Below are 13975 nucleotides of genomic sequence, written 5' to 3'. Positions count from 1 at the left end.
CGGGCCACCGGACAGGGGCACGCCGTGGACCGCGGCTGCACTGTGAATGGCGATCACGCTGACTCTGTGAACGCCCCCGTCGCCTCCTAAGGGAAACCCCGTCCTGCCCACCCCCTGTGCCATCGGGATACTCCGGATTCGCATCCCGGACATCCGAAGCGGGTCCATACCGAAGGCACAACAAGGTACACCATGGCAGGAAAGAACTCGCTCCATCCGATCCCCCATCCGGCGAAGAAACCCTTCGTCGGCAATCTGTTGTCCATCGGCTCCGACTCGCCGGTGCTCGACATGTGGAAGATCGCGCAGGACCTCGGCGGCATCTACTGGCTCGACATGCCGGGCATGCCGGTGATCGTGGTGTCGTCGCCCGCGCTGGTCGACGAGCTGTGCGAAGAGCCGCGCTTCGACAAGAGCACGCGCGGCGCACTGCGCCGGCTGCGGGCCGCGTCGCACGGCCTCTTCACCTCCGACACGCACGAGGAGACGTGGTCGAAGCCGCACAACATCCTGCTGGCCAACTTCAGCCAGCGCGCGATGCAGGCCTACCACCCGATGATGCTGGACATCGCGGGGCAGCTGGTCACCAAGTGGGAGCGCCTCAATTTCGATGAAGAGGTGGACGTGGTGCGCGACATGACCGCGCTCACGCTCGACACCATCGGCCTGTGCGGCTTCGGCTACCGCTTCAACTCGTTCTACCGCGAGGGCTTCCATCCTTTCGTCGATGCGATGGTGCGCACGCTGGAGACGGTGCAGAACCGGCGCGGCATTCCGCTCGAGGAGCTGATGCTCAAGAAGGAGCTGGCGCAGCAGCGCAAGGACATCCGCTACATGCACAAGATGGTGGAAGACATCATCGAGGAGCGGCGCGCGAGCGGTGCCGACATCGCCACCAAGCCCGACCTGCTGAGCTACATGATCGCGGGCGTGGACAAGAAGAGCGGCGAGAAGCTCACCGACAAGATGATCCGCGACGAGTGCATCGAATTCCTCATCGCGGGCCACGAGACCACCAGCGGCCTGCTGTCGTTCGCCATCTACTTCCTGCTGAACAACCCCGAGGCCATGGCCAAGGCGCAGGCCGAGGTCGACAGCGTGTTCGGCGGCGACACCACGCAAAAGCCCACCTACGCGCAGGTCAACCGGCTGCAGTACGTGATGCAGGTGCTCAAGGAATCTCTGCGCCTGTACCCGACCGCGCCCGCGATCTCGATGCGCGCGAAGGAAGACACGAAGATCGGCGGTCAGTACACGATCAAGAAGAACAACATGGTCATCATGCATGCGCTGGCGCTGCACCGTGACAAGGGCATCTGGGGCGAGGACGCCGACCAGTTCAACCCCGACCACTTCAGCCGAGAGGCCGAGCGCGAGCGTCCGGTGAACGCCTTCAAGCCCTTCGGCAACGGCCAGCGCGCCTGCATCGGGCGGCAGTTCGCCCTGCAGGAGGCGGTGCTCACGCTGGGCATGATCCTGCAGCGCTTCAACCTCGTCGATCACACGGGCTACAAGCTCAAGATCAAGGAAGCGCTGACGATCAAGCCCGAGAACTTCAAGATCAAGGCGCTGCTGCGCGACCCGGCCTCGCGCCCGCGCGGCACCGTGGAAGCGGCGGCCACGCCCGACACGCCGGCCAAGCCCGCCGCGCGCAAGCCGCAGGCGGCGCGCCACGGCACCTCGCTGCTGGTGCTGCAGGGCTCCAACCTCGGCACCGCCGAAGACCTGGCGCGCCAGCTGGCCGAGGCCGGCGAGCTGCGCGGCTTCTCGACCCAACTGGCCTCGCTCGACGACTACGCCGAGCGGCTGCCGGCCAGCGGCGCGGTGGCGATCGTCTGCGCCTCGTACAACGGCGTGGCGCCCGACAACGCGGCGGAGTTCCACCGCTGGCTCGACAAGGCCGACGACTCGCTCAACGGCGTGCGCTTCAGCGTCTTCGGCTGCGGCAACACCGACTGGGCCGCCACCTACCAGGCGGTGCCGCGCCGCATCGACGAACGGCTCGAAGCGCTGGGCGCCGACCGCGTGCACGAGCGCGGCGAAGGCGATGCGCGCGAGGACATGGACGGCGCCTTCCAGGACTGGAGCGACGCGCTGTGGCCTGCGCTGGTGAAGACCTTCGACATCAAGAACGGCGCCGACACGCCGGCCGAGGCCGAGCCGCTGTACACGCTCGAAGAGCTGCCGCCGCCACAGAAGAACGCGCTGGTCGATGCGCTGGGCGCCGTGCCGCTGCGCGTGATCGAGAACCGCGAACTGCAAAGCGCCGGCGCCAACGGCGAGGCCGGGCGCTCCACGCGGCACGTCGAGCTGATGCTGCCCGAGGGCGTGAACTACGTGCCCGGCGACCACCTGAGCGTGGTGCCGCGCAACAGCCCGGCGCAGGTCGAGCGCGCGATGGCGCGCTTCGGCTTCGACCGCTCGGCGCATGTGCGGCTCTCGGCCGTGCCGGGCCGCAAGGCGGCGCTGCCGGTGGACCAGGTCATCGCGGTCGACCGCCTGCTGGGCGACTACGTCGAACTGCAGGACGTGGCCACGCGCAAGCAGATCGCCACGCTGGCGGCGCACACCGAGTGCCCCTTCACCAAGCCGAAGCTGCAGGCGCTGTCGGGCAGCGACGAGGCCTCGCAGGCCGCGTACAAGGCCGAGGTGCTGCACAAGCGCAAGTCGCTGCTGGAGCTGCTCGAGGAGCATCGCGCCTGCCAGGTGCCGTTCGCGGTGTTCCTGGAAATGCTGTCGCCGCTGTCGCCGCGCTACTACTCGATCTCCTCGTCGCCGACGATGACGCCGGGGCGCTGCAGCGTGACGGTGGGCGTGGTGAGCGCGCCCGCGTTGTCGGGCAACGGCACCTTCGAGGGCGTGTGCTCCAACTTCCTGGCGCGCGCCGAGGCCGGCGACACGGTGCACGGCGTGATCCGCGAGACCACGGCCGAGGGCTTCCGCCTGCCGGAGGACGCCAACCGGCCGCTCATCATGATCGGCCCGGGCACCGGCCTGGCGCCGTTCCGCGGCTTCCTGCAGGCGCGCGCGGCGCAGGTCGAACGCGGCGAGGCGCTGGGCGAGGCGATGCTGTTCTTCGGCTGCCGCCATCCCGAGCAGGACTTCATCTACGCCGAAGAGCTGCAGGCCTGGTCGCACCGCGGCCTCATGAAGCTGCACACGGCCTTCTCGCGCGCCGGCGACCGCAAGGTCTACGTGCAGGACCTGATCCGCGAACAGGGCGCGGCCGTGTGGAAGCTGCTCGAAGCGGGCGCCGTGGTGTACGTGTGCGGCGACGGCTCGCGCATGGAGCCCGACGTGCGGCGCACGCTCAGCGACCTCGCGCGCGAGCACGGGCAGGACAGCGCGGCGTGGATGGACAGGATGATTGCCGAGCAGCGCTACGTGCTCGACGTGTGGGCCGGGGCCTGAAGAACCCACTCTGGAGCCCCAAAGAAGAAGACCGGCATTCGCCGGTCTTTTTTCTTGGGGAGTGCGCGCCTCAGGTCAGACGTTGCGGTCCGGGTCCGGGTACACCAGCGGCCCGAGCATGCCGCGGTTGAACGGCTTCCACTCGCCCTCGGGCTGCGCCAGCCGGTCGGCCACCGCATAGAGCACGGCCGGGTGCGCGCCGAGCCCCAGGTGGCTCGCCACCACCTCGATGTTCTCGGACTGCGGGCCGGTCTTCTCGAGGCTGCAGCGCCACGCCACGACACCGTCGGTGCGGCTGAAGATCGAGGTCGTGGGCACGGGCGGCGTGGGTTCGACGAACTTCATGCGGCGCGGATCATGTGAGCTCTGGCCGCTCACGCCCTCGTACACGCGCCAGGCGTTGGTGGCGCGCGGGCTGCCCGAGAACGGGCTGCCGAGCGTGATCACGTTGCGGATGAGGTCCTTCTGCGCCGAGGCCAAGAGCCGCGCATAGACGCCGCCCAGGCTCCAGCCGATCACGCTGACCTTCTGGCCGCTTTTGTCGGCCAGGGTCTTGAGCAGGTCGACCATGCCGTCCTCGACACCGGCGCGCGGGCCCAGGTTGCGGCCCTGGCCCCAGCCGTGGGCGTCGTAGCCGCGGCTGCACAGGTAGCGGCGCAGCAGCAGCGTGGACACGTCGCTGGCCACGAGACCCGGCAGCACGAGCACGGGGTGCCCGTCGCCGCGCGGCGCGAGCTGCAGCAGCGGCCACATGGCGAGGCCGGCGCCGGTTTCCCAGAGGGCGCGCGCTTCGGCCAGCAAGAGCAGGCGCGACGGCGGTGCGATGGGTTCGTGGGTGGCGGTGGTCATGATGGCGGCTTCCTTTCTGTTTCTTTCTTCTGTAGGACGACGATGGGGGTGCGAAGTTGCATTCCCCGTCGGACGACGACTTCATTTATCCGAGGTATTTGCCCCTCAGGTAATCAAGATAAGCCCTCGATTCGCTGGAAACATACGGAGAAACCAGCGTGAGTGTGTAGAAAGCCGCCAAACCGGGATCGGCCTGCGCCAGGGCGTCGCGTCCCGGCACCAGCCGTTCGAACGAGAGCCAGCAGGTGGTGGTGAAGACCATCTGCAGCGCGAGGATGCGCGCCTGCTCGGCGCTGGTCTCGATCACGCCCGAGGCCACCAGCCCTTCGCACAGCGTCTGGGCCGCCAGCAGGTTCTGCGCGGTCATGGCCTGGGCGCGCTGCCCCAAGGCCGGGTACTCGCTGGCCAGGAAGGCCATGTCGCGGTAGATGAAGCGGTACTCGTCGATGGCCTCGAAGCGCAGGTGCAGCGCCAGCCACAGGTCGTCGATGGCGGTGATGGAGGCCGACGAGCCGTTGAGCACCTCGAGCCGCTGCTCGAAGCGCCGGAACAGCCATTCGACGATCAGCTGCTTGGCCTTGAAGTGGTAGTGCAGGTTGCCCGGGCTCATGCCGAGCTCGGCCGCGATCTTGTGCGTGGAGACGGCCGGAAGACCTTCCGCGTTGAACAGCGCAAGGCTGGTCTGCAGGATGCGATCGCGCGTGGTGTTGGAGCTGGCCACAAGCGGCGTGTTGCGTGCGTTGCGTGCCGCTCAGCGCTTGCCGCCGGAGCCACTTGAACTGGACGGTTTCTCGAGTTTCGCGAGGCGTTCGCGCAATTGCGCCACCTCGTCGCGCAGGGCCTGCACTTCGTCGGCGCTGGGCATGCCCAGGCGTTGCAGGGCGGTGGCGACACGCTGGTCGAACACGTCCTCGAACTTGCGGATGCCGAAGGTGTCCAGGCTGGGGAAGCCGCGCGTCAGCGCCGCCTTGGCACCGGCCACGTCGGCCTTGCCGTGCCCGATGCCGAGCAGGCCTTCGATCACGTTGGCCTGGCGCTTGGCGACATCGTTGCGCACGTTGTCCAGCGCCTTGAGGCCGGCGCGCAGCAGCGCTTCGGCCTTGTTGGTGCCCCCCGCAGTGTCTGCGGGCGGTGCTTTCGCAGCCGGCGCCGCCTTGCGGGGCGCGGCTTTCTTCTTCGCCGCCGGAGCCTTCTTCGCAGGCGCCGCCCTCTTCTTCAACTTGGCAGTGTCATCGGGACGGGTCGCCATGCGGTGGGTGCTCCAGGGGCGTAAGGAATGAAAAGGGCGCGCTCAGCGCCCCGGGATCAGGCCGCCTTGCGGGCAGCGCGGCGAACCGGCTTCTTGGCCGCAGCGACCTTGGCCTTCACGGTGCGCACGGGAGCGGCTTCTTCGGTGCCGCTCACACGGGCTTCGATCTGCTTGGTGCCAGCGACGATGCGGTCAGCAATTTGCACCGACACGGTGGCGAAGGGCTGGTTCACGGCCGACAGGGCGTTCAGCACGGTGGTGGCAGCGGGCGATTCGATCTGGGCGACGCGGTTGGCGACGGTTTCGATGCCGCTGGTGGTGCCGGCAGCGACGCGGTCCATCACGTTCACGATGCGGCTGGTGTCGATGTCCAGGCGGTTCGACAGGAAACCATGCACCTTCTCTTGCGCGCCGATCAGGTTGGCCTTGATCTGCTCGCTCACCAGCGGGATCTGGCGGTTGCCCAGGAACTCGCTGTAGCGCGAAGCAGCACCGCCCAGCAGGCGTTGCACGCCGGTGCGGTAGGCACCGACCAGGGTCTTGCCGGCGTCGTTGTACTGGCCGACGACGTGGATGGCGGCGGAAGCGATGTTGGTTTGCGTGGACATGTGAGATTTCCTTGAAGTTGAATGGCTCGCGGGGAATCGCGATGGGCCAATCATCTTCCGCAGGGCCTAGGCCTGGAAAACTAGAACGGTCGGAAAACTAGTCCAACTGCCCCAATTTTTTGCCCAGGCCGGGCCCGCCTGTCGATCATGCCGCAGCGGCGCGCGGCGATGCGGCGGCCTTGCGGGCCGCGGGCCGGGGTGCGGTCTTCTTCGCCGCCGCCTTCTTGGCAGGGGCTTTCTTCGCCGCCGCCTTGACCGGTGCGGCCTTGGCAGGGGCCTTCTGCGCCGTCTTCTTGGCGGCGACGGCCTTCACCGGCGCCTTCTTGCGTGCGGCCGGCTTGCGGGCCGGCGCAGCGGCCTGGGTCTCTTCGTCGGCTTCCGGCGCGGGAGCGGCCACGGGCTTGGGCGGTGTGGCCGGCGCGCCGGAGACGGCCGGGTGCTTCTGCGTCAGCTCCATCAGCAGCTTGTGCTCGGCCAGCAAGTAGTCGCCGATCTCGGTGATGTCGGGCACGGCGCGGCGGCAGGCGATCAGGCCGTAGTCCATGCGGCCGTTGTAGCTTTGCACGGTGACGTTGAGCGCGGTGCCGTGGCTGGCGATCGACACCGGGTAGTAGCAGGTGACCAGCGCCCCCGCGAAGTACATCGGGAACGGCGCGCCTGCCACGTTCGAGACGGCCACGTTGGCCGCCGGCGGCAGCAGGTTGACGATGCCCGAGCGCCCCACCATCGACGCGATGCCCGACACCAGCCAGGGCGCGGCGAAGGTCGGGAAGTCGTCCAGGATCACGGCCTTGAAGCGGTTCATCGTCGACTTCGAGGAATTCGACGAGGCGTTGATCGCCTTCAGCCGCTGCAGCGGATCGGTGATGTCGGTGGCCAGGCTCACGAGGATCATGCTGGCCTGGTTGTTGGCCGTCTGGTCGCCCGCCTCGCGCAGGCTCACGGGCACGCCGGCCACCAGCGGCTTGGCCGGCAGCTCGTTGTTGTCGGCCAGGTAGTGGCGCAGCGCGCCGGCCACGGTGGCCAGCACCACGTCGTTGAGCGACACGCCGAAGTGCTTGGCGATGTACTTGGTCTCGGCCAGCGAGATGGTGCGCCCGGCGAAGGTGCGCTGGTTGGTGATCGACACGTTCAGCGAGGTGCGCGGCGCGAAGAGGTTGAACTTCTTCGGCGCGGTGGCGGCCGCCTTGTCGGCCGCCTTCTCGTCGGGCTGGGCCAGGCCGCCGATGGCGCGCGCGATGGCCGGCGCCATCTTGAAGAGCTTCACGTACTGCTGCGCCGTGTTGCGCAGCGCCGCCGTGGCGAGCTCGGCCATGCCCAGCTGGTAGCCGTTGCTGCGCGGGCGCGCACGCGGCGGCTTGATCACGCGGCCCGTGGCCTCGAGGTCGAAGATGGCCTTGCCCAGCTCGACGCCGGCCTGCCCGTCGATGCCCGCGTGGTGCACCTTGGTGTACAGCGCCACCTGGCCGCTCTTGAGGCCGTCGATGATGAAGAACTCCCACATCGGCCGGCTGCGGTCCATGAGCGTGGAGTGCAGCCGTGCCACGTACTGCTGGAGCTGGCGGTTGGTGCCGGGCTTGGGCAGCGTGATGTGGCGCACGTGGTAGTCGAGGTCGATGTCGTCGTCCTCAACCCACACCGGATTGGTCATGTCGAAGGGCATCAGCGCGAGCTTGCGCGTGAACACGTCGGCCAGGTGGATGCGGCTGGCCATGAAGGCCTTGGCGTCTTCGTAGAAGTCGCCCTTGTAGCCCTTGGGCAGGTCCAGCACGTTGAGCGAACCCACGTGCATCGGCATCTCGGGGGTTTCCAGGTGCAGGAAGGTGGCATCAAGACCGCTCAGGTGTTTCATGTGTGGTTCTCCTCGTTGGGGCATGCGCCGTCCGGCAGGATACCGTGGGCATCGCGTTCGTGGGCCTTCGCTTCTTCAGTGTTTCCACCGGGGGAAGGCACGCCCGGGACAGGGGTTTGCCCCAAGGATGGCCGGGGCGCGCATCCACATGTAATGAAAAAATCGACGCGCCTCGCAGGCCGCAACAACTGCTCACAGGCCGCCGCATTCACGGGGGCTTCGTACACTGTGCCGCATGACCTCTGCGCACAACGAAGACTCCCATCTCTGGCTCGAAGACATCGACGGCGAAGCCGCTCTGGACTGGGCTCGCCAGCAGAATGCACATGCCGTTCACACCTATGCGCAGTCGCCGGCCTTCCAGGCGATCGAGCAGGGCCTGCTCGAGGTGCTCGACTCGGACGCGCGCATTCCGATGGTCAGCAAGATCGGTGCGCTGTACTACAACTTCTGGCGCGACAAGGCGCACCCCAAGGGCCTGTGGCGCCGCACCACGCTCGACCAGTACCGCACGCCCGAGCCCGCGTGGGAGACCGTGCTCGACCTCGACGCGCTGGCCGCGCAGGACGGCGAGAACTGGGTCTGGCACGGCGCCGACTGCCTGGAGCCGGCGTACGAACGCTGCCTGATCTCGCTGTCGCGCGGCGGTGCCGATGCCGACGTGGTGCGCGAGTTCGACCTGGTGAACCTGGCGTTCGTCGAAGGCGGCTTCGCGCTGCCCGAGGCGAAGAACCACGTCACCTGGAAAGACATCGACCACCTGTACGTGGGCACCGATTTCGGCCCCGGCTCCATGACCAGCTCGAGCTACCCGCGCCTGGTGAAGGAGTGGCGGCGCGGCACGCCGCTGGCCGAGGCCGTCACCGTGTACGAAGGCGCGCACGAAGACATGTCGGTGAGCGCCTGGAGCGACCACACGCCCGGCTTCGAGCGCGACTTCGTCTCGCGCCAGATCGACTTCTACGACAGCGAGACCTGGCTGCGCGCGCCCGACGGCACGCTGGTCAAGATCGACGTGCCCGACGACGCCAACACCGGCGTCACGCGCGAGTGGCTGCTGATCGAGCCGCGCGAAGACTGGACCGTGGCCGGCCGCACCTACACCGCCGGCTCGCTGCTGGCCGCGCGCTTCGACGACTACATGGCCGGCGCGCGCGAGCTCACGCTGCTGTTCGAGCCCGACGACACCACCGCGCTCGACGACTACTCGTGGACGCGCCACCACCTCATCCTCAACGTGATGCACGACGTGGTGAACCGGCTGGAGGTGCTCACGCCGCCGGCGGACGGCCTGGGCGACTGGGCGCGCGACAGCCTGGGCGGCGCGCCCGCGCTCTCGTGCGTGGCGGCCGGCGGCATCGACGAGACCGAGAGCGACGACTACTTCCTGACCGTGAGCGGCTTCCTGCAGCCGACCACGCTGTACATCGGCACCCTCGGCCAGGGCGAGCCGCAGCCGCTGAAGCACAGCCCCGGCTTCTTCGACGCCTCGCGCTTTCGCGTGAGCCAGCATTTCGCGACCTCGGCGGACGGCACGCGCGTGCCCTACTTCGAGATCGCCGCGAAAGACCTCGTGGCCGACGGCACGAACCCCACGCTGCAGTACGCCTACGGCGGCTTCGAGATCTCGCTGGAGCCGAGCTACAGCGGCGGCATCGGCCGTTCCTGGCTCGAACGCGGCGGCGTGTACGTGGTGGCGAACATCCGCGGCGGCGGCGAGTACGGCCCGCGCTGGCACCAGGCCGCGCTGCAGGAGAACCGGCTGCGCACCTGCGAAGACTTCGCGGCCGTGTCGCAGGACCTGTTCGCGCGCGGCATCACCTCGCCCGCGCACCTGGGCGCCATGGGCGGCAGCAACGGTGGCCTGCTCATGGGCAACATGCTCACGCTGTACCCGCAGCTGTACGGCGCCATCGTGAGCGAGGTGGCGCTGCTCGACATGAAGCGCTACACGCAGCTGTCGGCCGGCGCCTCGTGGATCGCGGAGTACGGCGACCCGGAGCAGCCCGACGAGTGGGAATTCATCCAGACCTTCTCGCCCTACGAGAACGCCAAGGCCGACACGCCCTACCCGCCCGCCCTTTTCACCACCTCCACGCGCGACGACCGCGTGGGGCCCGTGCATGCGCGCAAGATGCACGCGAAACTGCTCGCGCAAGGGCACGACAGCAGCTTCTACGAGAACATGGAAGGCGGCCACAGCGCCGCCGCGGACAACAAGGCGTCCGCCTTCATGGATGCGCTCGGCTACGCCTACCTCTGGCACCACATCGGGAGACCGACATGAACAGCAGCAGCACCGGGACCACCACCCTCGAACTGATCGGCGCGCCGACCGACATCGGCGCCAGCGTGCGCGGCGCGGGCATGGGCCCCGACGCGCTGCGCGTGGCCGGCCTGGCCGAGGCGCTGGCGGGCCAGGGCTTCACGGTGCTCGACCGCGGCAACCTCGCGGGCCCGGCCACGCCGTGGGCGCCGCCGGCCAACGGGCTGCGTCACCTCACCGAGGTGATCGCGTGGAACCGTTCGGTCTACGCCGCCGTCGACACCGCGCTGGGCGCCGGCCACGTGCCGGTGATGCTGGGCGGCGACCACTGCCTGGCGATCGGCTCCATCAGCGCCGTGGCCTGGCATGCGCGAAAACGCGGCAAGAAGCTGCGCGTGCTGTGGCTGGACGCGCATTCCGACGTCAACACCGAGACCACGAGCCCCAGCGGCAACCTGCACGGCATGCCGGTGTCGTGCCTGCTGGGCCACGGGCCGGCGGACCTCACGGGCTGGAGCGGCGAGCCCGCGGCGCTGGCGCACGACGCGATCCGCTTCATCGGCATCCGCAGCGTCGATGCCGACGAGAAAGAGGCGATCCGCACGCTGGGCCTGCACGTGTTCGACATGCGCCACATCGACGAGAACGGCATGCGCACCACCATGACCGAGGCGCTGCAGGACGTGGACGAAGACACCCACCTGCACGTGAGCTTCGACCTCGATTGCCTCGACCCGGCCGACGCGCCCGGCGTGGGCACGGGCGTGCGCGGCGGGCCGACCTACCGCGAGATGCAGCTGTGCATGGAAATGATCGCCGACACGGGCCGGCTCGGCTCGGTCGACGTGGTGGAACTCAACCCCGCGCTCGACGTGCGCAACCAGACGGCCGAGGTGGCGGTGGAGCTGATCGAGAGCCTGTTCGGCAAGTCGACGCTGGTGCGCTGACTGCCGAGCTTGTTCAGCCGCGGTTGGGCGACGGCGCCACCGGGAAGGTGGTGGCGGCGGGGCGCGTGGCGGGCTTCGGCGCGTCTTCAGCATCGGCCGGCATGTCGGGGCCGCCGCCCTGCAGGAAGCGCTCGACCAGCGTGAAGAAGCGGTCGTAGAAACGTTCGTCCGTGAGCGTCTGGCTCGCCACCTTGACCATCGCTTCATTGCTGCCGCCGAAGGGCAGCGAGAGCGAGCCGATGGCGCCCACGCCCAGGCTGGCCGAGTTGCTGCCCTTCTTCAGGCCGTAGCGGTCTTGCAATGCGGTCGCGAAGGCCACGGTGCTGCGACCGGCCGAGGCGCTGCCGGCGCCCCCTTCGCGCGCGCAGACCACGCGGAACTCGACCTCGACATGCGTCTCGGCCGCGGGCTGGAAGCTCTTGCGCGCGGTCACGAGGTCGGCGTTGGCGGCCGTGACCATGTAGCCCTGGCTCAGCAGCGCGCGGCGCGCCGCCTCGCAGGTCTGGGCCTCGCTGGCGGCGTAGTTGCGCGTGTGGGTGGTGGTGGAGTCGAAGTCTTCGGGCTCGTAGGCCTGCCCCGTGCCGAAGCTGCCGCAGCCGGCCAGCAACAGGGCCGACAGCAGGCCCGGGAACAGAAACGCCGGCACGCGGGCCGGCGAAGAAAAGAAAGCAGCAGAAGAGGTCTGGGGCATGGCAGGGCGGGAAGGACACCGGATGCTAACCAACCGGCGGCTTCGCTTCGAGCCCCCGGCAGGCCGGGGGTTCCCGAAAGGCCCTGCAAGCCCCAGAGATCGCGTCAGGGGTACAGACCGCGTTCCTGGCGCGCCATCAGGATGCGCTCGCAGGCGACCGCATACGTGGCGGTGCGCAGCGGGATCTTGTGCTTGTCGGCCGTGTCCCAGATCTGGTTGAGCGCGTTCATCATGATGCGATCGAGGCGCACGTTGATCTCGTCCTCGTCCCAGAAGAAGGACGAGAAGTCCTGCACCCATTCGAAGTACGAAACCGTCACGCCGCCGGCGTTGCAGATCACGTCGGGCACGACCAGCACGCCGCGCTCGGCCAGGATGTCGTCGGCCTCGGGCACCGTCGGGCCGTTGGCGCCTTCGAGCACCAGCTTGGCGGTGGTCTTCTTGGCGCGTTCGGCCGTGAGCTGGCCTTCGAGGGCGGCGGGGATCAGGATGTCGCAGGCCACGTCCCAGAAGTCTTCGTTCGGCACGATGTCACCGCCGGCCTTGAAGCCGACCACGCCGTCGGTGCGCGAGATGGGCACCAGCTGGGTCAGGTCCAGGCCGTTGGTGTTCACGATGGTGCCGGTGTGGTCCTGCACCGCGACGATCTTGGCGCCCGCCTCGACGAAGAGTTCGGCCGCAACCGAGCCCACGTTGCCGAAGCCCTGCACCGCGATGCGCGCGCCGCGCAGGTCCATGCCCAGGCGGCGGGCCGCTTCACGGCCGGTGACGAACACGCCGCGGCCGGTGGCCTTCACGCGGCCCAGCGAGCCGCCCAGGTGCAGCGGCTTGCCGGTGACCACGCCGGTGGCGGTGCCGCCGACGTTCATCGAGTAGGTGTCCATCATCCACGCCATGATCTGCGCGTTGGTGTTCACGTCGGGCGCGGGGATGTCGGTGTGCGGGCCGATGATGATGCCGATCTCGCTGGTGTAGCGGCGCGTGACCTTCTCGAGCTCTTGCAGCGACAGCTTCTTCGGGTCGACGCGGATGCCGCCCTTGGCACCGCCGTACGGCAGGTTGACGGCCGCGGTCTTGATGGTCATCCAGGCCGACAGCGCCATCACTTCTTCCAGCGTGACGTCGGGGTGGAAGCGCACGCCGCCCTTGCCCGGGCCGCGGCTCATGTTGTGCTGGACGCGGTAGCCCTCGAAGTGGGCGATGGTGCCGTTGTCCATCTCGATCGGCACGTCGACGATCAGCGCGCGCTTGGGGCGCTTGAGGGTTTCGACCCAGCGCGCCAGCGGGCCGAGGTACGGCACGACGCGATCGACCTGCGACAGGTAGGTGCCCCAGGGGCTGTTGGCCGTCGGATTGACGAAGGAGAGTTTCTCGTTCATGGAAGATTCCCTTGGTTGGAATGGATGGGCGCAACGATATTCCGACTGAGGGCCGCGCGCCATGGCTTATGCATGCCGCGATGGCGGTTATGCAAGAGAAGTTGGAAGGCCCCTTGCGGTCCCTCTCGGCGCGGCCCGATGCAGGTGGATACGCACATGACAAAACCGTCATCCAAACGTTATCGGTCGCGTGGATGCGCTTCGTACAGTCGTTCTCACCAACCAAGCAACCACCTCAAGGAGTGAACGAACATGAAGCTGTCTGCCACCACCCGCCTGCTGAACACCGCCGCCGTCGCCGCCCTGCTCGGCCTCGTGGCCGCGCCGAGCTTTGCCGGCAACTACGCCGAAGGCGACCCGCGTCCCGCACCCTTCGCGTCCTCGACGACGCGCGCCGCCGTGACGGCCGACGCCCAGCAGTGGCTGAAGACTGCGCCCACCCAGGGCTACAACGAAAACATGGGCCAGGAGCCAGTCGCGGTCTCGGCCAACAGCCGCGCCGCCGTGGCCGCCGACACGCAGCTGTGGATCCGCTCGGGCCTGGCCGCCCAGCAGTCGGGCGAAGCCGGCGCCGACACGTCGCGCCCCGGCTACCGCGAAGCCCAGGCCGCCTACACCAAGCTGCGCGAAGGCCCGGCCTACGGCGCGCTGGTCGACCAGCTCTCGGGCCGCCAGGCTGCCGCACCCGGCGCGACCACGGTGCGCTGAATGCGGTGACCCACG

At 68.6% G+C, this 13975-nt stretch carries 11 protein-coding genes; 4 read left to right on the top strand and 7 right to left on the bottom strand.

Annotated features, from left to right (window positions below):
• The first annotated feature begins 192 nt into the window (after positions 1-192).
• The gene (locus tag AC1RLW_RS30905) at positions 193-3411 is read left to right on the top strand and encodes a bifunctional cytochrome P450/NADPH--P450 reductase (RefSeq protein ID WP_493196196.1); all 3219 of its coding nucleotides are present in this window, start codon (positions 193-195) and stop codon (positions 3409-3411) included.
• A 75-nt stretch (positions 3412-3486) separates the two neighbouring features.
• Here AC1RLW_RS30905 and AC1RLW_RS30900 read toward each other — a convergent pair whose 3' ends face one another.
• The 5 genes from AC1RLW_RS30900 to AC1RLW_RS30880 form a co-directional block, all read right to left on the bottom strand.
• On the bottom strand, positions 3487-4260 hold the full coding sequence (locus AC1RLW_RS30900) for an esterase/lipase family protein (RefSeq protein ID WP_095950078.1): 774 nt from the start codon (positions 4258-4260) through the stop codon (positions 3487-3489).
• A gap of 85 nt (positions 4261-4345) precedes the next feature.
• Complete coding sequence (locus AC1RLW_RS30895; RefSeq protein ID WP_062478422.1) at positions 4346-4981, bottom strand: TetR/AcrR family transcriptional regulator; 636 nt, start codon at positions 4979-4981, stop codon at positions 4346-4348.
• Between the two features lie 30 nt (positions 4982-5011).
• Entirely contained in the window at positions 5012-5509 is a 498-nt protein-coding gene (locus tag AC1RLW_RS30890) for a phasin family protein (RefSeq protein ID WP_493196195.1), read from the bottom strand.
• Positions 5510-5565: 56 nt separating this feature from the next.
• Positions 5566-6117 (bottom strand): hypothetical protein, encoded by a 552-nt coding sequence (locus tag AC1RLW_RS30885; protein WP_487847370.1) that lies wholly within the window; start codon positions 6115-6117, stop codon positions 5566-5568.
• Between the two features lie 145 nt (positions 6118-6262).
• Positions 6263-7969 carry a WS/DGAT/MGAT family O-acyltransferase gene (locus AC1RLW_RS30880; protein WP_390348289.1) on the bottom strand — a complete coding sequence of 569 codons (1707 nt, stop codon included), beginning with the start codon at positions 7967-7969 and terminating at the stop codon, positions 6263-6265.
• Between the two features lie 235 nt (positions 7970-8204).
• Here AC1RLW_RS30880 and AC1RLW_RS30875 point away from each other — a divergent pair, with 235 nt between their 5' ends.
• Complete coding sequence (locus tag AC1RLW_RS30875) at positions 8205-10256, top strand: prolyl oligopeptidase family serine peptidase (protein WP_493196193.1); 2052 nt, start codon at positions 8205-8207, stop codon at positions 10254-10256.
• Entirely contained in the window at positions 10253-11182 is a 930-nt protein-coding gene (gene rocF / locus AC1RLW_RS30870) for an arginase (protein ID WP_070063826.1), read from the top strand. The genes AC1RLW_RS30875 and rocF overlap by 4 nt, the downstream gene beginning before the upstream one ends.
• Before the next feature lie 13 nt (positions 11183-11195).
• On the opposite strand, the gene AC1RLW_RS30865 is transcribed toward rocF, so the two are convergent.
• Both AC1RLW_RS30865 and AC1RLW_RS30860 read right to left on the bottom strand, forming a co-directional pair.
• Positions 11196-11873: a DUF2242 domain-containing protein gene (locus AC1RLW_RS30865; protein WP_493196192.1), complete on the bottom strand. Its 678-nt coding sequence runs from the start codon at positions 11871-11873 to the stop codon at positions 11196-11198.
• A 104-nt stretch (positions 11874-11977) separates the two neighbouring features.
• Positions 11978-13252, bottom strand: a complete 1275-nt coding sequence (locus AC1RLW_RS30860) for a Glu/Leu/Phe/Val family dehydrogenase (RefSeq protein WP_062478443.1) — start codon at positions 13250-13252, stop codon at positions 11978-11980.
• A gap of 252 nt (positions 13253-13504) precedes the next feature.
• Between AC1RLW_RS30860 and AC1RLW_RS30855 the strand changes: the two genes are divergently transcribed.
• Positions 13505-13960 (top strand): hypothetical protein, encoded by a 456-nt coding sequence (locus tag AC1RLW_RS30855; RefSeq protein WP_493196190.1) that lies wholly within the window; start codon positions 13505-13507, stop codon positions 13958-13960.
• The last annotated feature ends 15 nt before the right edge of the window (positions 13961-13975 follow it).

Source organism: Variovorax sp. GW822-FHT04A09, from assembly GCF_058801005.1.
Note: the sequence above shows the minus strand (reverse complement) of the source record. Positions and strands in the feature narration are given on the sequence as shown.

Bases quoted from the DNA above. Each gene is read 5' to 3' on its own strand.
- AC1RLW_RS30880 (WP_390348289.1), bottom strand. From the start codon at position 7,969: ATGAAACACCTGAGCGGTCTTGATGCCACCTTCCTGCACCTGGAAACC.
- AC1RLW_RS30885 (WP_487847370.1), bottom strand. From the start codon at position 6,117: ATGTCCACGCAAACCAACATCGCTTCCGCCGCCATCCACGTCGTCGGC.
- AC1RLW_RS30890 (WP_493196195.1), bottom strand. From the start codon at position 5,509: ATGGCGACCCGTCCCGATGACACTGCCAAGTTGAAGAAGAGGGCGGCG.
- AC1RLW_RS30865 (WP_493196192.1), bottom strand. From the start codon at position 11,873: ATGCCCCAGACCTCTTCTGCTGCTTTCTTTTCTTCGCCGGCCCGCGTG.
- AC1RLW_RS30855 (WP_493196190.1), top strand. From the start codon at position 13,505: ATGAAGCTGTCTGCCACCACCCGCCTGCTGAACACCGCCGCCGTCGCC.
- AC1RLW_RS30875 (WP_493196193.1), top strand. From the start codon at position 8,205: ATGACCTCTGCGCACAACGAAGACTCCCATCTCTGGCTCGAAGACATC.
- AC1RLW_RS30905 (WP_493196196.1), top strand. From the start codon at position 193: ATGGCAGGAAAGAACTCGCTCCATCCGATCCCCCATCCGGCGAAGAAA.
- rocF (WP_070063826.1), top strand. From the start codon at position 10,253: ATGAACAGCAGCAGCACCGGGACCACCACCCTCGAACTGATCGGCGCG.
- AC1RLW_RS30860 (WP_062478443.1), bottom strand. From the start codon at position 13,252: ATGAACGAGAAACTCTCCTTCGTCAATCCGACGGCCAACAGCCCCTGG.
- AC1RLW_RS30900 (WP_095950078.1), bottom strand. From the start codon at position 4,260: ATGACCACCGCCACCCACGAACCCATCGCACCGCCGTCGCGCCTGCTC.